The following is a 21,349-nucleotide window of genomic DNA, read 5'->3' on the forward strand; positions in this document are numbered from 1 at the left end:
AAGGTGCAGTTCTTTGCGTGGCCCGGCGATCTTATCGAGATCGCCTAAAGTCATCGCTACACTACCACTACATTCCTTTGTGGAGAACACTTACCAGGTTTTACCAATGTTAAACTGGAACTGTTCAGCCTTGTCTCCATCGTACTTTTTGAACGGCTGGGCGTAGGAGAACACCAACGGCCCCAATGGGGACATCCATTGTAATGCGATACCCGCAGACATACGGATATTGCTTGGATCACTATAGTCCGGATATCCAGAGTACTGACTTGAATCCCAGTTAGTATCCCAAACGGTACCCATATCCCAGAAGAAGGAGGTACGGACCGAGTTGGCATACTTGTCGCTAATGAACGGCGTCGGAGTGATGAGTTCCAGGCTGGCAACCGCCATAGCGTTCCCCCCGATTGCATCATCCGATTTACACAGGTCGGTTGCACCGTCCTGAGTTGCACATTCATAATCGTAGTCCGGATTATAATCACTGGCCTGATGCGGGAAGTAAACCGCTTTCGGACCGATGGTATTGGACTGGAAGCCACGCACGGTGCTGGAACCACCTGCATAGAAGTTTTCATAGAACGGCATTTCTTTGCCGCCTAAACCATCACCGTAGCCCCAACGAGTACGACCCAGAACAACCCATTTGTGATCGTCGTCGATCGGCACATAGGTCGCCGTGTCTAACGTCACTTTATAGTATTCGTTATCCGATCCCGGAATGGTCACTTTACCGGTCAGGTTGACACGGGAACCATCCGTCGGGAAGTAACCACGGTCGAGCTTGTTATAGGTCCAACCATAGTTAAACGTGAAGTCGTCCGTTTTGAAGCTGTTATCCTGATCAGAGGTGTTTGGATGCTCACCCATAGAGTAGAGATAACGCCACATCGCAACCTGCGGCTGCATGTTGGACAGGGAGTTATGGACATAACCCAAACCCGCACGCAGCGAGTTATATTCGTTGATCGGGAAGCCCAACGTCACGTCTGTACCATAACTCTTGTTGGTATAGTCGGACAGGTCAGCGTCATCTGCCTGGAAGTCATTATAGAAGACACGACCGCCAAGGCTTACACCATCTACAGTGAAGTACGGGTTGGTTACCGACAATTCAGCATAGGTCTGGTAATCGTTTTTGGTCCCGTTGATACCAACAGCATAACCGGTACCTAACCAGTTATCCTGCTGCACGCCAGCCTGGAAGCTCACACCACTTTCAGTACCGTAACCGATACCAAAGTTGAAGCTACCGGTGTTGCGCTCTTTTACCTTGTAGACCACGTCAACCTGGTCCGGGCTACCCGGAACACGTTGGGTATCGGTATCAACCGTTTCAAAGAAGCCCAGACGATTCAGACGTTCTTTACCCTGATCGACCAGATCGCTGCCTAACCAGGCACCTTCCATCTGGCGCATTTCGCGGCGCAGGACGGCATCTTTCGAGGTGTCGTTACCTTCAAAACGGATCTTACGTACGTAGAAACGGTTACCCGCATCAACGTTCACACGTAATTTAACGGTTTTGTCGGCGTCGTTGATTTCAGGCATCGACTGCACGCGCGGATAGGCATAACCGTAGCGACCGAGAAGTTTTTTAATGTCATCTTCCATTTTGGTCACTTTGGTGCCGTTATACAGCTCACCCGGCTCGATCTTAGTCAACTGTTCGATTTCCGCAGAGTGCCCGGCAAGGTTACCGCTCACTTCAACGCCAGAGAGTTTGTACTGATCGCCTTCGGTGATGTTTACCGTGACGTAGATACCTTTTTTATCTGGAGTCAGACTGACCTGGGTAGAGTCGATGTTGAAACGGGCATAACCGCGATCCAGATAGTAGCTGCGCAGGGTTTCAAGGTCGCCCGCCAGTTTCTGTTTCTGGTATTTACGATCGCCTACCACGTTCCACCACGGCACTTCGTCACGCAGTTGGAAATGAGAGATCAGTTCGTCGGTGGTGAAAGCATGATTACCAACAATGTTGATTTGCTGGATTTCAGCTGACACACCTTCCTGGAACACCAGTTTTAGGTCAACACGGTTACGCGGCAGTGGGGTCACGACAGCTTTTACGCTGGCGCTGTATTTACCGACGCTGTAGTAGAAGTCTTCCAAACCTTTCTCGATATCGGCAATGGTGGTGCGATCGAGGGATTCCCCCACTCGCACGCCAGAAGCCTCGAGGTTTTGCTTCAGCATGTCATCTTTCACCGATTTGTTACCGGAGAAAGTGATGCTGGCAATGGTCGGACGTTCTTTTACCTGAACCAGAAGGGTATCACCATCACGAAGGACGCGAACATCCTCAAAGTTGCCGGTAGCAAACAGAGCGCGAATGGTATTACTGATATCTTCATCATTAACCGTGTCGCCTGTGCGCACCGGCATACTGAGGAGGGCCGCACCAACGGCGACACGCTGAAGGCCTTCGAAATGAATGTCTTTCACTACGAACCCTTCAGCACCGTATACGGTGGCGCTGCTAAACAGCAGCGACGCTATGAGCAACTTTTTCATCGCCATCGTTATTATGCGTTCTTCCTAACTAACTCTCATAACCGAGAGAAATCATTGAAAAGTGCAAGCCCCATTAACAGCACCAGCAGAATCGAGCCAATGCGATAACAAAAGTCTTGAACCCGCTCGGATACCGGTCCGCCCTTGATCTTTTCGATCGCAAGGAACAGCAGATGCCCCCCGTCAAGTACGGGCAACGGAAACAGGTTAATTATCCCTAAGTTCACGCTAATAAGCGCAAGGAACGGCAGGTAATAAACAACCCCGAGTTCCGCTGTCATCCCAGCCCCCTTGGCGATAGAGATCGGCCCACTGAGGTTGTTCAGTTTCACATCACCGGTGATCAATTTTCCCAGCATACTGACCGTCAGCTTCATCAATTGCCACGTTTTGTCCGTGGCCTCAACGATGGCGTTGAACGGTCCATACTGGCGTACAACTTTATACTCATCTGGCAAAGGAATGACTTTCGGCTCAATGCCGGCAAAACCAATCGCTTTACCCTTACCCGGTTTGCTCTCCGGGATTAATGTCAAAGACAAGGGACTCCCCTGTCTTTCGATATCTAACGCTAATGGTTTATCCGGGTTATCCCGGACAAGCATCACAAACGTCAGCCATTGCGTTAATGGCTGACCATCGACTTTAACGATCCTGTCGCCTGCTTGCAAACCCGCCTTACTTGCCGCTGAGTTTGGTGACACATTTTCCAGTACAGGTTCAATTTGCGGACCACGAGGGCGAATTCCCAAAGAAGATACCGGATCTTCCTTATCAGGCTCAAACGCCCAGTTTCGCAAATCAAGCTTTACATCTCGTCGTTGATCGCTGCCAAAAGGTGCCACCGTAAGGGTGGTGCTTTCGTCGCCGATTTTGTCAACCAGTTGTAAGCGCACGGCATCCCAATCAGGCGTTTCGATACCATCTACAGCTTTTAGTTCCGTGCCAGGTACAATTTGTGCTTGTCCGGCAATCGAGTTGGCTGATATTTCACCAACAACAGGACGAACGCCGGGAACACCAATGATAAAAACCAGCCAGTAAGCAAAGATAGCAAAAATGAAGTTTGCAACCGGACCTGCGGCGATTATCGCTGCACGCTGGCCAACAGTTTTATTGTTGAAGGCATGGTGGCGAAGTTCCGGAACAACCGGTTCTGCGCGTTCATCCAGCATTTTGACATAACCGCCCAGGGGGATCAGGGCGATGACATATTCGGTGCCGAGTTTGTCAGTGCGGCGCCAGAGCGCCTTACCAAAACCTATTGAGAAACGCTCAACGCGAACACCACAGCGCCGGGCAACCCAGAAATGACCAAATTCATGCACGGTGATAAGCACACCCAGTGCAACAATGAACGAAGCCAAATCCCAGAGAAAACTCAGCATAATACCTTCCGTTAAAGCGTCCTGAATACCAGCAACAACAGGCAAGCAAAGACCGGCACCGCAGCCGTCAGGCTATCAATACGATCTAAAATACCACCGTGTCCTGGAATTAAATGACCGCTGTCCTTAATTCCTGCTTCGCGCTTAAACATGCTCTCAGTTAAGTCGCCGAGCACAGAAGCTAACGCTGCGACAATGGAGCAAATGAGTAAGGTGACGGGTGCGACGTCGAGATTCGCCCACATACCATAACCCCATGAGATTACTGCTGCGGTCGCGAGTCCGCCAATAAAACCTTGCCAGGTTTTACCCGGAGAAACCTTCGGCGCCAGCTTATGTTTGCCAAATAATTTGCCAAACATATATGCCCCTGAGTCAGCTCCCCAGACAAGGATCATGACATAGAGCAGCCATATCGCGCCACTGTAATGATTCTCGTCATAGTGCCAGGCACGTAACGTCAGCATGCCCCAAAAGAAAGGCACAATGGTTAATACACCGAAAATAATGCGTAACGTTTTAGAGTTGCGCCAGATTGCCGCCGAACCGGGGTAAAATAGCACCAATAATAACGCAACACCCCACCAACCAAGCGAAGCCCAAAGTGAGACTTCAACCAGTGGTTGATGAATATTCCGATGATATTCCGGCAATAGAAAAAGCATCAGCGCCAGCAATAACCCGCACAGCACCGCCAGCCATACCCGCTGCGAGCGAGTGGTAAAACCGCTAAGCTGTCCCCATTCCCACGCCGCCAGCATACAAACTACCAGCGTTACAATGGCGAACCCCACCGGCGGCAACAAAAACAGCGCCGCGATGACTACGGGTATTAAAACAAAAGCAGATATCAGGCGATACTTCAGCAAAAGCGACCCCCATCAGGCTGTTTCATCACCGGGCTCGGTGCCGCCGAAACGACGCTCACGATTAGCAAAGGCATTTAACGCCCCTTCAAAGTCTTGTTCATCGAAATCGGGCCAAAGAACATCTGTAAAGTAAAGTTCGGCATAGGCAATTTGCCAAAGCAAAAAGTTACTAATGCGATGCTCCCCCCCAGTCCTAATTACTAAATCTACAGGGGCCAGTTCATGCATACAGACATGCTGGTTAAGCATCTCTTCATCTATCTGATCCGGTTGCAGGTTTCCTTGCTGCACCTTTTCAGCCAGTTGCCTGACTCCCTGGGCAATATCCCAACGTCCACCGTAGTTCGCCGCAATATTTAGCGTCAGACCGGTATTCCCGGCAGTTAACGCTTCAGATTTACGAATACGTTCTTGCAAACGCGAGTTAAAGCGACTGGTATCGCCAATAATACGCAGACGCACGTTATGTCGGTGCAGGCTTTTTACTTCGCTATCAAGCGCCCACACAAACAGTTCCATTAACGCACTGACTTCCTGCGCTGGTCGGTTCCAGTTTTCACTACTAAAGGCATACAGCGTTAACGCCTCAATACCGTTGTTGGCCGCAAAAGAGACAGCCCGGCGGACGGATTTTGCCCCGGCTTTATGCCCAAAGGCACGAATCTTCCCTTGCTTTTTTGCCCAGCGACCATTGCCGTCCATAATGATCGCAACATGGCGACAGCCATGTGCTGGCAATTTTTCGCTAAGTGGTTGAGTAGCAGACAACATCACGCGTTTTTTATTCCCTGATAGGGTTTACGGTACTCAGGAATACTGAAGCCTATACAAAAAAAAGCCGTGTAAAACCACGGCATATCTGACCTTACAAAGCCAACTACTGACGATCAGATGGCGCAGACTATATCACTGAAGCCCTACGCTAACAAATAGCACGACTCTCTGTAGCCGGATTATCCTCAGCTTGCGAGACGCATCACCTCTTTTCTGGCGACCTCACGCGCATTGGCATCAACAGACAACACATCGTCCACACATTGTGGTTCGCGCATATCCATTTTTTCCAGCACGGATAAATTCAACGCGGCGATATCCGTAAAGCGGATTTGTTGCGCAAGAAAGGCTGCAACAGTGATTTCGTTTGCAGCATTCAATGCGGTCGTCGCTGCCTGGCCCTGTTCGAACGCCTTCATCGCCAGTTTCAGGCATGGATAACGCTCATAATCTGGTGCGGCAAATGTCAACGCACTTAGTTTGCAAAAATCGAGCGGCTTCACGCCAGAGTTCACGCGATTCGGCCATGCCATGGTGTGGGCAATTGGCGTACGCATGTCGGGTTCGCCCAGTTGCGCCAGAACGCTGCCGTCCTGATAACGCACCATCGAGTGAATCACTGACTGCGGGTGAATCAGCACTTCCATCTGGCTGGCGCTGGCGTTAAACAACCAGCGAGCTTCAATGTATTCCAGACCTTTGTTCATCATGGTAGCCGAATCGACAGAAATTTTACGTCCCATCGACCAGTTCGGATGACGGCATGCTTGATCGGGCGTCATTGTTGCCAAATCGCGCAAGGGCGTCTCACGGAAAGGGCCACCAGACCCGGTAAGTAAAATGGACACCACGCCATTTTGCTCAAGGTCAGCGTATCCCAGATTATGCTGAATAGGTTGCGGTAAACTCTGAAAAATGGCGTTGTGTTCGCTATCGACCGGTAATAACTGTGCTTTACTCTGCTTTACTGCGTCCATAAACAGACGTCCGCAGGTGACCAGTGATTCTTTGTTTGCCAGCAGGATGGTTTTACCGGCGCGGATCGCGGCAAGGGTAGGTAACAGGCCAGCAGCGCCCACAATCGCCGCCATCACCTGATCAACATCTTCAAGCGCCGCCATATCGCAGGCAGCTTGTTGCCCGCTTAAGACTTCGGTGCGGCTACCCTGTTGCTGTAGCATCGTTTTAAGAAGTTTCGCACTCGCTTCATCGTCCATAACGGCATAGCGGGGAGAGAACTCCAGGCACTGTTCTACCATGCGAGTGACATTTTTGCCTGCCACCAGCGCAACTACGCGGAAGTGTTCGGGATTATGGCGCACCACGTCCAGCGTGCTGCAACCAATCGAGCCGGTCGAGCCCAGAATGGTGAGTTGCTTCATGAAACATCCAGAGTTGAGACAGAATAAAAAGCAAAACGCCGCCAGCCGATCCGCAAGGATCTACTGAGCGGCGTTTTTTGTCGTTCAAGAAATCAGAACTGCATCAGTTCTGCTTCTTTGTCTGCCAGCGCCGCTTCAATTTTCTTGATTGCAGCATCAGTCAGTTTCTGTACATCGTCCTGAGAACGGCGATCGTCGTCTTCGCTGATCTCTTTTTCTTTCAACAGTGCTTTCACTTTGTCGTTCGCATCACGACGCACGTTACGTACTGCAACACGCGCCTGTTCAGCTTCGCCACGAACGATTTTGGTCAGATCTTTACGACGCTCTTCCGTCAGCGGCGGCAGCGGAACACGAATGTCGCTACCCGCAGAGTTCGGGTTCAGGCCGAGATCGGACGCCATAATCGCTTTTTCAACGGCCGGAGACATTGAACGGTCAAACACGTTGATTTTCAGAGTACGGGAATCTTCTACCGTTACGCTTGCCAGCTGACGCAGCGGCGTTGGCGTGCCGTAATATTCCACGACAATGCCATCCAGCAGGCTGGGAGAAGCACGACCCGTGCGTATTTTGCTGATTTGGGTTTTGAACGCTTCAACGCATTTGTCCATGCGTACTTCAGCATCTTTTCTGATATCGCTAATCACGTTACGAATCCTTGAAAACTTGTCTCAGTCAGACCAGACAGTCACACACAGTGGAAGTGTGCTAAGTATAGCCCTGATTAAACATATTACGGGTAATTGTCTGGATTATTAGGCTATTTTATTTGCCATTTTGGCCCCGGGCAGTGCTCGCCATCCTCACGTACTTATGTACGCTCCGGTTGCTGCGCGCTGGCCGTGACCAGACTGCCTGCAACAATAACGCCTTATAACCAGACTTACGCCCCCGCGATACTTATGCGGAATCTTACCCTTATTTATCCATCACGGGAATTATTCCGTGATTAATGTTCCTTCTTTTTCACCCATTACCACACGGCGCAGTGCACCCGGTTTGTTCATGTTGAAAACACGAATCGGTAATTTGTGGTCACGAGCCAGCGTAAAGGCCGCCAGGTCCATGACTTTCAGCTCTTTTTCCAGCACTTCGCTGTAAGTCAGCTGCTCATACATAGTTGCAGTTGGATCTTTTGCTGGATCAGCGGTAAACACACCATCAACTTTGGTCGCTTTCAGCACCACATCGGCTTCAATTTCGATACCGCGCAGGCAAGCTGCGGAGTCAGTGGTGAAGAATGGATTACCCGTACCGGCGGAGAGGATCACCACACGGTTGTTACGCAACAGGCTGATTGCTTCTGCCCAGCTGTAACTGTCGCACACGCCATTCAACGGAATAGCGGACATCAGACGAGCGTTCACATAGGCGCGGTGCAGTGCATCACGCATTGCCAGGCCGTTCATTACGGTAGCCAGCATCCCCATGTGGTCGCCCACAACGCGGTTCATACCCGCTTTCGCCAGACCAGCGCCACGGAACAGGTTACCCCCACCAATCACCACACCAACCTGAATACCCAGTTCAACCAGCTCTTTAATTTCCTGAGCCATGCGATCCAGTATGCTTGCATCAATACCGAAGCCTTCCGTGCCCTGCAGAGCTTCGCCACTCAACTTAAGCAGAATGCGTTTATAGACGGGTTTTGCATTGGTAGCCATGTTTCTTTCCTGAGACTGTCAACGATTGAAATGAATTAATACCAGCGACATTGTACGTCGCTTTTCAGCGCAGCCCCATAAGGGTTAGCTGAATTTACAAGATGGGCGCAAAAAGAAGCCGCCCTCAGGCGGCTCCTTTTCGATAATTAAGACTGCTTGGACATCGCAGCAACTTCTGCTGCAAAGTCAGTCTCAACTTTCTCGATGCCTTCACCTACTTCGAAGCGGATGAAGCCAGTCACTTCAGCGTTATGCTCTTTCAGCAGCTGACCAACAGTTTTTGCCGGTTCCATAACGAACGGCTGACCGGTCAGAGAAACTTCGCCGGTGAATTTCTTCATGCGGCCTTCAACCATTTTCTCTGCGATTTCTTTCGGCTTACCAGACTGCATCGCGATGTCCAGCTGTACCTGGTATTCTTTCTCTACCACTTCAGCGGATACGTCTTCTGGTTTGATGAATTCTGGTTTGCTTGCAGCAACGTGCATAGCGATGTGTTTAACCAGCTCTTCGTCAGCGCCTTTAGCAGCAACCAGAACGCCAATACGCGCACCGTGCTGATAAGAACCCAGAACGTCGCCTTCCAGTGCAGCAACGCGGCGAATGTTGATGTTTTCACCAATTTTCGCTACCAGCGCAACACGTTCTTCTTCGAACTGTGCTTTCAGAACTTCAACGTCAGTGATTTTGCCAGCTACAGCTGCGTCCAGAACTTTGTCTGCGAACGCCTGGAAACCAGCGTCTTTCGCTACGAAGTCAGTCTGGCAGTTAACTTCCAGAATGATGCCGTAGTTGCCGTCGATTTTGGTTTTGATCACGCCGTCAGCAGCAACGTTGCCTGCTTTTTTCGCTGCTTTAATAGCACCGGACTTACGCATGTTTTCGATTGCCAGCTCGATGTCGCCGTTAGCTTCAGTCAGTGCTTTTTTGCAATCCATCATGCCTGCGCCAGTACGCTCACGCAGCTCTTTTACCAGGGATGCGGTAATTTCAGCCATTCTAAAATCCTCGGAGATGTGATCTGCCCGGCGTTAAACCGCACAGATATAAAAGTGAAAAAGGGGGCCATATGCAGGCCCCCTAACCAAACGTGTACTACCTGGTCTATAAGGGCTCTCCCCCCTTCATATTTCGCGCCGTAGATGCGTTGTCTTCGCTCGCTCATCCCGGTCACTTACTGATGTAAGCTCCCGGGAATTCTCGAGCTTGCCGCCTTTCTGCAACTCGAACTATTTTGGGGGAGTTATCAAGCCTTATTACTCAGCTTCTACGAAGCTTTCTTCCGCCTGGGAAGCCAGATCCTGAGAACGGCCTTCACGTACGGTTGCAGCAACAGCGCCCAGGTACAGGGTCACAGCACGGATTGCGTCGTCGTTACCCGGGATAACGAAGTCAACACCGTCCGGATCAGAGTTGGTATCAACGATAGCAAATACCGGAATACCCAGGTTGTTTGCTTCTTTGATAGCAATGTGTTCGTGGTCAGCATCGATTACAAACAGAGCGTCCGGCAGACCGCCCATGTCTTTGATACCGCCCAGGCTGTTTTCCAGTTTCTCCAGCTCACGAGTGCGCATCAGCGCTTCTTTCTTGGTCAGCTTTTCGAAAGTACCGTCCTGAGACTGAGTTTCCAGGTCTTTCAGACGTTTGATGGACTGACGAACGGTTTTCCAGTTAGTCAGCATACCGCCCAGCCAGCGATGGTTCACGAAGAACTGGTCGCAGCTCAGAGCAGCGTCTTTCACCGCTTCGCTTGCAGCGCGTTTAGTACCAACGAAAAGGATTTTACCTTTGCGAGAAGCAATCTTGTTCAGTTCAGCCAGAGCTTCGTTGAACATCGGTACAGTTTTCTCAAGGTTGATGATGTGAACTTTGTTACGCGCACCGAAGATGAACGGCTTCATTTTCGGGTTCCAGTAACGGGTCTGGTGACCGAAGTGAACACCAGCCTTGAGCATGTCGCGCATGGAAACAGTTGCCATGATTAAAACCTCTATATAAAAGTTGGGGTTATGCCTCCACGTATCCCATATTACCGACCCCAAAGGGCACCCCGGAATATGTGCCGATACGTGTGTGTTGTTACACAAAGTGAGATTGTCGCTTCCGTCCAGTCTGTGTATACGAAATGGATCGGAAGTCCGGCGCGCTTTATACCACAAATACGTTGCGGACACCAATAATTGTTGGCGCTGTGTACAGCACCAGACGATGAATTTTCTATTATAGAAAACGTTCAGTGGCACGTTTGGCGAAATTCAGAATGATTCTCAATTTGCCCGGGTGTGATACCATTGACAGCACTTACATATATATTGTCGGTATCACCGACGCTGATGGACAGAATTAATGGCTATCTCAATCAAGACCCCTGAAGATATCGAAAAAATGCGCGTCGCTGGCCGCCTGGCTGCCGAAGTGCTGGAGATGATCGAACCGTATGTTAAACCGGGCGTCAGCACCGGCGAGCTGGATCGCATCTGTAATGATTACATTGTTAATGAACAACACGCGGTTTCTGCCTGCCTCGGCTATCATGGTTATCCGAAATCTGTTTGCATCTCTATTAATGAAGTGGTGTGCCACGGTATTCCGGACGATGCCAAGCTGCTGAAAGATGGCGACATCGTTAACATCGATGTCACCGTTATTAAGGATGGTTTCCACGGCGATACCTCGAAAATGTTTATCGTCGGTAAGCCGACCATCATGGGCGAACGCCTGTGCCGCATCACGCAAGAGAGCCTGTACCTGGCGCTGCGTATGGTGAAACCAGGCATCAATCTGCGCGAAATCGGTGCAGCGATTCAGAAATTTGTCGAAGCAGAAGGCTTCTCTGTCGTTCGTGAATATTGCGGGCACGGTATTGGTCGCGGCTTCCATGAAGAACCGCAGGTGCTGCACTATGACTCCCCTGAAACCAACGTCGTGCTGAAACCAGGGATGACATTCACTATCGAGCCAATGGTCAACGCGGGTAAAAAAGAGATCCGCACCATGAAAGATGGCTGGACGGTAAAAACCAAAGATCGCAGCTTGTCTGCACAATACGAGCATACTATTGTGGTGACTGATAACGGCTGCGAAATTCTGACGTTACGCAAGGATGACACCATCCCGGCGATAATCTCGCACGACGAATAAGAGGAAGACAAACGCAAAAATGCCTGATGCGTCCTACCTTCTCCATTTGCAAGGAGTTGTAGGCCGAATAAGGCGTTCACGCCGCATCCGGCATGAACAAAGCGCACTTTGTCAACAATCTGAAGCCGGCGAATGCCGGCTTTTTTAATGTGATAATGTAATCTTATGGGTGGCGCACGATGAATACCCTTCCAGAACAGTACGCAAATACCGCTCTCCCCACCCTGCCCGGTCAACCGCAAAATCCATGCGCCTGGCCCCGTGATGAATTAACTGTCTGTGGGATAAAAGCCCATATTGATATCTTCCAGCGTTGGCTGGGTGATGCCTTTGATAGTGGGATCTCCGCTGAACAATTGATTGAAGCCCGCACTGAATTTATCGACCAGCTCCTGCAACGGTTATGGATTGAAGCAGGATTCAGCCAGATCGCCGATCTGGCGCTGGTTGCCGTCGGTGGTTATGGTCGTGGCGAGCTGCATCCGCTTTCAGACGTCGATTTACTGATCTTAAGCCGTAAAAAACTTCCGGACGATCAGGCGCAAAAAGTGGGCGAGCTGTTAACGCTGCTCTGGGATGTGAAGCTGGAAGTCGGTCATAGCGTGCGCACGCTTGAAGAGTGCTTACTGGAAGGATTATCAGATTTAACCGTCGCAACCAACCTGATCGAATCCCGCTTGTTAATTGGCGATGTAGCGCTATTTCTCGAACTGCAAAAGCATATTTTCAGCGAAGGATTCTGGCCGTCCGATAAGTTTTACGCGGCGAAAGTTGAAGAACAAAACCAGCGCCACCAGCGTTACCACGGCACCAGCTACAATCTTGAACCAGACATCAAAAGCAGCCCCGGCGGCTTGCGCGATATCCACACTCTGCAATGGGTGGCCCGCCGCCATTTTGGCGCAACATCACTCGATGAAATGGTCGGATTTAGCTTCTTAACGTCTGCGGAACGTGCAGAGCTAAATGAGTGTTTGCATATTCTCTGGCGAATTCGCTTCGCCCTGCATTTGGTGGTCAATCGTTACGATAATCGCCTGTTATTTGATCGCCAGCTTAGCGTTGCCCAGCGTCTGAATTACGGTGGTGAAGGTAACGAGCCAGTCGAACAGATGATGAAGGATTATTTTCGCGTTACGCGCCGCGTTAGCGAACTTAACCATATGCTATTGCAACTGTTCGACGAGGCTATCCTCGCCCTCCCTGCCGACGAAAAACCGCGACCAATAGACGATGAATTTCAGCTACGCGGCACGCTTATCGATCTGCGCGATGAAACGCTGTTTATGCGCCAACCAGAAGCGATATTACGCATGTTCTATACCATGGTGCGCAACAGTGCGATCACCGGCATTTACTCCACCACGCTGCGCCAGTTACGTCATGCCCGTCGCCATCTGCAACAACCGCTGTGCAATATTCCGCAAGCGCGAAAGCTATTTTTGAGCATTCTGCGTCACCCTGGTTCGGTGCGTCGTGGACTGTTACCGATGCATCGCCATAGCGTGCTCGGTGCCTATATGCCGCAATGGTCGCATATCGTCGGGCAGATGCAGTTTGACCTGTTCCACGCCTACACGGTGGATGAACATACTATTCGCGTGATGTTGAAACTGGAGAGTTTTGCCAGTGAAGAAACGCGCCAGCGCCATCCGTTGTGTGTGGATGTCTGGCCGCGATTGCCGTCACCTGAGCTTATCTTTATCGCCGCACTGTTTCACGATATCGCCAAAGGGCGCGGCGGCGACCACTCTATACTCGGCGCACAAGACGTAGTGCATTTTGCCGAGCTCCACGGGCTGAACTCGCGCGAAACGCAACTGGTAGCCTGGCTGGTTCGCCAGCACTTGCTGATGTCGGTCACCGCCCAACGCCGCGATATTCAGGACCCGGAAGTCATCAAGCAATTTGCCGAAGAAGTGCAAACGGAAACCCGGCTGCGCTATCTGGTATGCCTGACAGTGGCCGATATTTGCGCCACCAACGAAACACTATGGAATAGCTGGAAGCAAAGCCTGCTGCGCGAACTCTATTTCGCCACCGAAAAACAGCTACGACGCGGGATGCAAAACACGCCGGATATGCGCGAACGGGTTCGCCATCACCAGCTTCAGGCGCTGGCGCTGCTGCGCATGGACAATATCGACGAAGAGGCGTTACACCAGATTTGGTCACGTTGTCGCGCCAACTATTTTGTCCGCCATAGCCCAAATCAACTGGCCTGGCATGCGCGCCATTTATTACAGCATGATTTAAGCAAGCCGCTGGTATTGCTTAGTCCGCAAGCCACACGCGGCGGAACGGAGATATTTATCTGGAGTCCGGACCGCCCCTATCTGTTTGCTGCCGTCTGTGCCGAATTAGACCGCCGCAATTTAAGCGTTCACGACGCACAAATTTTCACCACTCGCGACGGTATGGCGATGGATACCTTCATCGTGCTGGAACCAGATGGCAGCCCGCTGTCCGCTGATCGCCATGAAGTCATTCGTTTTGGACTTGAGCAGGTACTGACGCAAAGTAGCTGGCAGCCACCACAGCCGCGTCGTCAACCGGCAAAACTACGTCACTTTACTGTTGAAACCGAAGTGACGTTTTTGCCTACCCATACCGACCGAAAATCATTCCTCGAACTGATCGCTCTCGACCAACCTGGACTACTGGCCCGAGTTGGGAAAATTTTTGCCGATCTGGGAATTTCGCTTCATGGCGCTCGAATTACAACCATTGGCGAGCGAGTAGAAGATTTATTCATAATCGCCACCGCTGATCGGCGCGCACTTAATAACGAGTTGCAGCAGGAAGTGCATCAGCGGTTGACAGAGGCCCTCAATCCAAACGATAAAGGGTGATGTGTTTACTGATATGAAAAGAGTTTAACAATGCAGCAGTTACAGAACATTATTGAAACCGCTTTTGAACGCCGTGCCGAGATCACGCCAGCCAATGCAGACACCGTTACCCGCGAAGCGGTAAATCAGGTGATCGCCCTGCTGGATTCCGGCGCACTGCGTGTAGCGGAAAAAATTGACGGTCAGTGGGTGACGCATCAGTGGTTGAAAAAAGCGGTGCTGCTCTCTTTCCGTATTAATGATAATCAGGTGATCGAAGGGGCAGAAAGCCGCTACTTCGATAAAGTGCCGATGAAATTCGCTAACTACGATGAAGCGCGTTTCCAGAAAGAAGGCTTCCGCGTAGTGCCACCAGCGGCAGTGCGTCAGGGCGCATTTATCGCCCGTAATACCGTGCTGATGCCATCTTACGTCAACATCGGCGCATACGTTGATGAAGGTACGATGGTTGATACCTGGGCCACTGTCGGTTCCTGTGCGCAGATTGGTAAAAACGTCCACCTGTCTGGCGGTGTAGGCATCGGCGGTGTACTGGAGCCGTTGCAGGCTAACCCGACCATTATTGAAGATAACTGCTTCATCGGCGCACGTTCTGAAGTCGTTGAGGGCGTGATTGTCGAAGAAGGTTCCGTCATTTCCATGGGCGTATACATCGGTCAGAGCACCCGTATTTACGACCGTGAAACCGGCGAAATCCATTACGGTCGCGTACCGGCAGGTTCTGTGGTGGTATCCGGCAACCTGCCGTCGAAAGATGGCAAATACAGCCTCTACTGTGCGGTTATCGTTAAGAAAGTTGACGCGAAAACTCGCGGTAAAGTTGGTATTAACGAACTGCTGCGTACCATCGACTAAAAGTATGCACACGGGCAGCACGACGCTGCCCGATTTTTTTGCAGGGATGAGCGATGATTTCACGCCGACGATTTTTGCAGGCTGCCGCCGCGACGTTAGCCGCGGGCTCAGGTTTCGGTTATATGCATTACTGGGAACCTGGCTGGCTTGAATTAATCCGTCACCGCCTCGCCTTTTTTAAAGACAACGTTCCACCTTTCAAAATCCTTTTTCTGGCAGATCTCCATTACTCTCGTTTTGTTCCTCTAAGCCTGATTTCTGACGCGATTGCTCTTGGCGTAGCACAAAAGCCCGATTTGATATTGCTGGGCGGCGATTACGTATTATTTGATATGCCGCTGAATTTTCCGGCGTTTGCTGACGTACTCTCCCCCCTTGCCGAATGTGCGCCGACGTTTGCCTGCTTCGGCAACCACGATCGCCCTGTTGGTACAGAGAAAAATCGCTTAATTGGCGAGGCGTTGCAATCGGCGGGCATCACGGTGTTGGTTAACCAGGCAACCGTGATCGCCACGCCGAACAGGCAATTCGAACTGGTAGGCACTGGTGATTTATGGGCCGGACAATGCAAACCGCCTCCCGCCAGCGAAGCCAATCTGCCACGACTGGTGTTGGCGCATAATCCCGACAGCAAAGAAGTCATGCGTAATGAAAAGTGGGATCTGATGCTTTGTGGTCACACTCACGGCGGTCAGTTACACGTGCCATTAGTTGGCGAACCTTTTGCGCCAGTTAAAGATAAACGCTATGTCGCAGGGTTAAACGCTTTTGGCGAACGACACATCTACACGACTCGAGGTGTGGGAAGTTTGTATGGCTTGCGTCTGAACTGCCGTCCGGAAGTGACAATGCTGGAACTGGTGTAGAACATGAATGATATCGCCAGAATAAAGCAGGTAATTTTTTGATTTTTACGCCATGATAGAAGTCTGGAAAAAAGGCTTTCTGCGATCACAGTCGAGCCGGGCGGGCCAGGCCAAATGCTAAGATAAGCACAATTTACTGACTCATTTTGAGGTAACGCTATGTACGACAATCTGAAAAGTCTGGGTATTACCAATCCTGAAGAAATTGATCGTTACAGCCTCCGGCAGGAAGCCAACAACGATATTCTGAAAATCTATTTTCAGAAAGACAAAGGCGAGTTTTTCGCTAAGAGCGTGAAGTTTAAATATCCGCGCCAGCGCAAAACGGTCGTCGCCGATGGTGTGGGTCAGGGTTATAAAGAAGTGCAGGAGATCAGCCCGAATCTGCGTTATATCATTGATGAGCTTGATCAAATCTGCCAGCGTGACCGCAGCGAAGTTGATCTTAAACGTAAGATCCTCGACGACTTACGTCACCTGGAGTCAGTAGTAACCAATAAGATCAGCGAGATTGAAGCCGATCTGGAAAAACTGACGCGTAAATAATAATACTGATGCCATTCTGTATGGCCGGGTAAAGTATCGCCCGGCTTTAATTTATCATGCTCCTACCGTTCTTCATCCAGTTGCAACGCAACATACAGCAGCAACCTGTCATCAAAATTGCCCAAATCCAGCCCGGTCAGTTCCGATATACGATTAAGCCTATACTCCAGAGTATTGCGATGGATAAACAGCGCCTTTGACGTTGCCAGCGGCTGCACATTATGGCGAAACCACGCTGCCAGCGTCCGCCGCAGCAAGCCATTATTATCCATCGCTTTTAGCCGTGCCAGAGGACGCGCCAGTTCGTTGGCTTGCCAGTCGCCACGTAAACTGTCGAGTAATACTGGCAGCATCAGATCCTGATAAAAATAGCAGCGATTCTCCGGCATTCGCTGTTTACCCACGACCATCGTTGTTTTCGCCGTACGATAAGAACGCGCAATACTGCCTGCGCCGGTAAAATAATTGCCCAGTGACACGCGAAAACGCAGCTGACCGTACTCCTTCATACGAGTAATAAGTTGCTCTACTCGCTTACGATGGTCCTCAGCATCCCAGCGCCCAAACGTATTCAACGCCGGTTTCAGCACTACCATTTCGGTTAGCGAGACTATCGCCACCAGATTATTGCGTTCCGGCGTGGTGAGTGCATTTTGCAGTTGCTGTAGTTCCGCCATCGCGCTGTCCACGCCAAGCTGGCCGCTATCGACCTCGACAATGGCCACCACGCGGGGTTGATTGAGATCGATACCCAGTCGTTGCGCCCATTCGGTTAACGCTGGTGTATTTTCTTCAGCCTGAATCAGATGCATGACTAACTCTTCACGCAGTCGGCTATCCTGCGCCAGCAAGTGCATCAACCGCGACTGTTCCAGCATCATCTCCGCCGTCATACAGACCAGTTCACCATATTTGCGCAAATGCTCCGGTTCACCGGTCAGGCCGATAACGCCGACAATCTCGCCTTCCAGCCGTAACGGCAGGTTAATCCCCTGACGTACACCGTGCAGATGGCGCGCTACCGCATCATCGATATCGACCACCCGCCCTTGCGACAGTACCAGTAATGCACCTTCGTGCAATTCACCAATACGCTCACGATCGCCGCTGCCGATAATTCGCCCGCGAGCATCCATTACGTTGATATTGGTATCGATGATGCGCATGGTACGCGCCACGATATCCTGCGCCATTTTGGTATCAAGATGCCAGCCAGCCATAAGCCCTCCGTTGTGCACGGTTTAGCATAAGGAAGTACGCAACCCACAGCATTGTGCAAATGCACAAAGGACGACGGAGAAATATGGAGTTGTGGAGGGGGTCACAAATTGAAAAGAGAACCCCTTCCCGTTTGCAGGAAGGGGTTGAGGGAGATTACTGCATTAACAGGTAGATGGTGCTATCGCCGCGCTGAATGTTCAGCGCCAGCACTGACGGCTTGCTGTCGAGAACTTTACGCAGTTCAGCGATGTTTTTCACTGTCTGCTGGTTCGCGCCAATAATCACATCACCTTTTTTCAGGCCAATCTGCGCAGCCGGAGTACCGGTTTTCACGTTGTTCACGACCACGCCCTGATCTTTGCCTTTGTTGCTCATTTCAGCGCCTTCAATGCCGTTGAAGATAGAGCTGGAATCAACTTGATTCTGGCTGCTCTGCTGCAGTTCCAGATTCACGTTGACCTGCTTACCATCGCGCAGCAAGCCCAGGGTCAGTTTGCTGCCCACCGGCATAGTACCCACCTGAGCACGCAGCGCGGCAAAGCTGCTGATCGGCTTACCGTTCAGTGAGGTGATCACATCACCCGCTTTAATACCCGCTTTTGCAGCAGAAGAGTTCGGCAGAACCTGGCTTACGAAAGCGCCACGCTGGGCGTCAACTTTCATTGCTTTCGCCAGCTCAGAGTTCAGCTCGGTCCCCATAATGCCCAACTCGCCGCGTTTCACCTGGCCGTATTCCACCATCTGCGAGGTCAGGTTTTTCACCATGTTGCTCGGGATAGCAAAACCGATACCGATGTTACCGCCATCCGGTGCAAGGATCGCGGTGTTGATACCGATCAGTTCACCGTTTAGGTTAACTAGCGCACCACCGGAGTTACCCCGGTTGATTGCTGCGTCCGTCTGGATGAAGTTTTCGTAGTTTTCGGCGTTCAAACCGCTACGCCCCAGCGCAGAGACAATCCCGGAAGTTACCGTCTCGCCCAGACCAAACGGGTTACCAATTGCGACGGTGTAATCACCCACGCGCAGCGCATCGGAATCCGCCATCTTAATCGCGGTCAGGTTTTTCGGGTTCTGGATCTGGATCAGCGCGATATCAGAGCGCGGATCTTTGCCGACCATCTTCGCGTCGAACTTACGGCCATCGCTCAGTTGAACTTTAATGACCGTCGCATTATCGACAACGTGGTTGTTAGTCACGACATAGCCTTTATCGGCATCAATGATGACGCCAGACCCCAGCGCCATGAATTTTTGTTGCTGGCCACCGCCGTTACCACCTTGTCCACCACCCTGACAGAACGGGGAGCTCTGGAACGGAGAACCTTCCTGGCAGAACGGGGAATCATCACCGAAGAACTGCTGGAAATTACGCGGCATACGCGGCGTATTAACGGTTGTGCTACCTTCTACGTTAATGCTGACCACTGAAGGCATCACCTTTTCGAGCATCGGTGCAAGGCTTGGCATCTGCTGGGCTGTCGTTGCTGAAGAAGTCTCAGCCGCCGTTGCAGAGAGCGGAGATAACGCCAAACCTAAACTCAGAGCCAGTGCACTCAGTGCTAATGTGGTTTTTTTCATGTATTTCAGTCTCGATTAACAGATAACGCAAAATTGCTGTGTTCTTCAGATTCGTTTTATAGCGCGAAGTTCCGAACTAAAGTTTCTGCAAAAAGTAAAAATTTATTGTCCGTCTTTACAAAAGCCTGGTTATTGTTCTACGGCCATCAGACGGCGGTATTCATCCCACGCATAAAGGTCTGTCATACCGCTGATATAATCCTGTAACAGCCGGCAGCGGTAATAATATTCCCATAGCGGGAACTCAGGTGAATCTGACGATAATTTACTGACAGCCTCAACATAGGCCAACCGATGACGCGTTGAGAGCTTATGGAATAAACGCGTTTCAATAGGGAAACGTTTCACACGTTCTTTTTCAACAAGTTCGGTAAAGTCTGATAACGACATGTTTAACAACGGTCGATATATCTCTAATAAACCGCTAATCACCCGGTAGCCCTGCAATTCAAGCTGCTCGACATCTGGATGGCTAAACACATGTTTTACAGCGACATTTTTATATAACTTCAGCAACTGGCTACATTCGCTGGCATCCTCTAACAGTGCATGATTAAAGGTTCCGGCAAAAATTGCAGGTAAGTTATCAATAAATCGTTGTGCCGCATACGGCACCAGTTTATTTAAGGTATTTACGCGTAAATACATAAAAAACTGATCTTCCGTGCTACGACTTAAGCTATTTGAGCGCGACTTTTCCCAGGCATTTTCTACCACCTGCGCAAACAGAGAACCGTTCTCATGCTGGCCCCACGCTTCATGCAGATGATGATAAAGCTGTTCAACGGTAAATATTCTTTTTTCTACCGCATCTTCAAGGTCAGCCACACAATAAGATATATCGTCGGCAGCTTCCATAATCCACGTTAATGGGAAGCGACTGTAAAGTGCTAAATTAAGTTCTTTACGTAAACGCGCAATATAGAATTCTTCAGAAAGGTAGTAGCCCGGCTTTTTCATTAAATAATCGTGAGTCTCGGGCGTTTCGCCGCGCCACCACGCCGGACGGGTATATTTTAAAATACCGCCGACCTGAGCCCAGGTAAGATTCATCCGCATCAATGTATGCACCAGACGAATACCCTGTGCGTTACCTTCAAAATGACATAAGTCCTGACGAATTTTTCGCCGCAGGTCGTTAAGTGACTCCTCCCCTTCCCTCAATCGCAACGCCGCCACGCTACAGCGATCGTCGGTTAATGGCTGGCTTTCGGCATCCGCCGGGTACAAACGCTGACGGAACCAGTCATTAATAGCTGCCTCGCCAAAATGACCAAACGGCGGATTTCCTATGTCATGCATCAGACACGACATTTCGACAATGCTTTCAAACGGCCCGGTCAACTCGTCCAGACCGTAAGCCTCCAGCAATTTAAGCTCTTTCAGGCGGCTTAAAATCTCTTTAGCGATATAACGCCCCACCTGCTGAACTTCCATAGAATGGGTAAGACGCGTGCGCACGGCAGCATTGCGCTCAAGTGGGAAGACCTGGGTCTTTTGTTGCAGACGGCGAATCGCCGGGGAGTTGATAATACGCCCGCGATCGCTCTCGAAGATCCGCAGGATCTCATGTTCAGTTTTAACGCCCTGCGGTGAACGATAACGACGATGCCAGTTTATTTTATTTCGGAAATCAATCTGTGCCATGTCCTCTCCCGCGTGAGAAATACGCTTCCCCTCAAGCGCA

General features: G+C 50.7%; 17 protein-coding genes. 5 read left to right on the top strand and 12 right to left on the bottom strand.

Annotation, left to right across the window (positions count from 1 at the left end; translation table 11 throughout):
• Window positions 1-90: 90 nt before the first annotated feature.
• The 9 genes from bamA to rpsB all read right to left on the bottom strand — a co-directional run bounded on the left by bamA (window position 91) and on the right by rpsB (window position 10,579).
• A complete protein-coding gene (bamA, locus tag FEK46_RS11385) occupies window positions 91-2,523 on the bottom strand; it encodes an outer membrane protein assembly factor BamA (protein ID WP_130205028.1) in 2,433 nt (810 codons plus the stop codon).
• Window positions 2,524-2,552: 29 nt separating this feature from the next.
• Window positions 2,553-3,905, bottom strand: a complete 1,353-nt coding sequence (gene rseP / locus FEK46_RS11390; protein ID WP_135560059.1) for a sigma E protease regulator RseP — start codon at window positions 3,903-3,905, stop codon at window positions 2,553-2,555.
• An 11-nt stretch (window positions 3,906-3,916) separates the two neighbouring features.
• Window positions 3,917-4,774 (bottom strand): phosphatidate cytidylyltransferase, encoded by an 858-nt coding sequence (cdsA, locus tag FEK46_RS11395; protein ID WP_130205024.1) that lies wholly within the window; start codon window positions 4,772-4,774, stop codon window positions 3,917-3,919.
• 12 nt (window positions 4,775-4,786) lie between these two features.
• The gene (ispU, locus tag FEK46_RS11400; RefSeq protein WP_112014149.1) at window positions 4,787-5,545 is read right to left on the bottom strand and encodes a (2E,6E)-farnesyl-diphosphate-specific ditrans,polycis-undecaprenyl-diphosphate synthase; all 759 of its coding nucleotides are present in this window, start codon (window positions 5,543-5,545) and stop codon (window positions 4,787-4,789) included.
• A gap of 188 nt (window positions 5,546-5,733) precedes the next feature.
• Window positions 5,734-6,930 carry a 1-deoxy-D-xylulose-5-phosphate reductoisomerase gene (ispC, locus tag FEK46_RS11405; protein WP_131161218.1) on the bottom strand — a complete coding sequence of 399 codons (1,197 nt, stop codon included), beginning with the start codon at window positions 6,928-6,930 and terminating at the stop codon, window positions 5,734-5,736.
• 92 nt (window positions 6,931-7,022) lie between these two features.
• Window positions 7,023-7,580: a ribosome recycling factor gene (gene frr / locus FEK46_RS11410; RefSeq protein WP_000622419.1), complete on the bottom strand. Its 558-nt coding sequence runs from the start codon at window positions 7,578-7,580 to the stop codon at window positions 7,023-7,025.
• A gap of 291 nt (window positions 7,581-7,871) precedes the next feature.
• Window positions 7,872-8,597 carry a UMP kinase gene (gene pyrH, locus FEK46_RS11415; protein ID WP_000224573.1) on the bottom strand — a complete coding sequence of 242 codons (726 nt, stop codon included), beginning with the start codon at window positions 8,595-8,597 and terminating at the stop codon, window positions 7,872-7,874.
• A 146-nt stretch (window positions 8,598-8,743) separates the two neighbouring features.
• Window positions 8,744-9,595: a translation elongation factor Ts gene (tsf, locus tag FEK46_RS11420; RefSeq protein ID WP_000818112.1), complete on the bottom strand. Its 852-nt coding sequence runs from the start codon at window positions 9,593-9,595 to the stop codon at window positions 8,744-8,746.
• A 258-nt stretch (window positions 9,596-9,853) separates the two neighbouring features.
• On the bottom strand, window positions 9,854-10,579 hold the full coding sequence (rpsB, locus tag FEK46_RS11425; RefSeq protein WP_000246884.1) for a 30S ribosomal protein S2: 726 nt from the start codon (window positions 10,577-10,579) through the stop codon (window positions 9,854-9,856).
• Window positions 10,580-10,946: 367 nt separating this feature from the next.
• Between rpsB and map the strand changes: the two genes are divergently transcribed.
• The 5 genes from map to FEK46_RS11450 all read left to right on the top strand — a co-directional run bounded on the left by map (window position 10,947) and on the right by FEK46_RS11450 (window position 16,860).
• The gene (gene map / locus FEK46_RS11430; RefSeq protein ID WP_001018190.1) at window positions 10,947-11,741 is read left to right on the top strand and encodes a type I methionyl aminopeptidase; all 795 of its coding nucleotides are present in this window, start codon (window positions 10,947-10,949) and stop codon (window positions 11,739-11,741) included.
• Between the two features lie 179 nt (window positions 11,742-11,920).
• Window positions 11,921-14,593 carry a bifunctional uridylyltransferase/uridylyl-removing protein GlnD gene (gene glnD, locus FEK46_RS11435; RefSeq protein ID WP_135560060.1) on the top strand — a complete coding sequence of 891 codons (2,673 nt, stop codon included), beginning with the start codon at window positions 11,921-11,923 and terminating at the stop codon, window positions 14,591-14,593.
• Between the two features lie 30 nt (window positions 14,594-14,623).
• Window positions 14,624-15,448, top strand: a complete 825-nt coding sequence (gene dapD / locus FEK46_RS11440; protein ID WP_001186656.1) for a 2,3,4,5-tetrahydropyridine-2,6-dicarboxylate N-succinyltransferase — start codon at window positions 14,624-14,626, stop codon at window positions 15,446-15,448.
• 53 nt (window positions 15,449-15,501) lie between these two features.
• Window positions 15,502-16,314 carry a phosphodiesterase YaeI gene (gene yaeI / locus FEK46_RS11445; RefSeq protein ID WP_130205018.1) on the top strand — a complete coding sequence of 271 codons (813 nt, stop codon included), beginning with the start codon at window positions 15,502-15,504 and terminating at the stop codon, window positions 16,312-16,314.
• A gap of 159 nt (window positions 16,315-16,473) precedes the next feature.
• Window positions 16,474-16,860, top strand: coding sequence for a DUF3461 family protein (locus FEK46_RS11450; protein ID WP_000272188.1), 387 nt, complete (start codon window positions 16,474-16,476; stop codon window positions 16,858-16,860).
• Between the two features lie 62 nt (window positions 16,861-16,922).
• Here FEK46_RS11450 and cdaR read toward each other — a convergent pair whose 3' ends face one another.
• From cdaR to dgt, 3 genes are all read right to left on the bottom strand, one after another.
• A complete protein-coding gene (gene cdaR / locus FEK46_RS11455; RefSeq protein ID WP_130235962.1) occupies window positions 16,923-18,080 on the bottom strand; it encodes a DNA-binding transcriptional regulator CdaR in 1,158 nt (385 codons plus the stop codon).
• A gap of 154 nt (window positions 18,081-18,234) precedes the next feature.
• Window positions 18,235-19,662 carry a serine endoprotease DegP gene (degP, locus tag FEK46_RS11460; RefSeq protein WP_130205012.1) on the bottom strand — a complete coding sequence of 476 codons (1,428 nt, stop codon included), beginning with the start codon at window positions 19,660-19,662 and terminating at the stop codon, window positions 18,235-18,237.
• 129 nt (window positions 19,663-19,791) lie between these two features.
• Window positions 19,792-21,309, bottom strand: a complete 1,518-nt coding sequence (dgt, locus tag FEK46_RS11465; protein ID WP_130205010.1) for a dGTPase — start codon at window positions 21,307-21,309, stop codon at window positions 19,792-19,794.
• Between the last annotated feature and the right edge of the window lie 40 nt (window positions 21,310-21,349).

Source organism: Escherichia sp. E4736 (assembly GCF_005781225.1).
Lineage (GTDB): Bacteria > Pseudomonadota > Gammaproteobacteria > Enterobacterales > Enterobacteriaceae > Escherichia.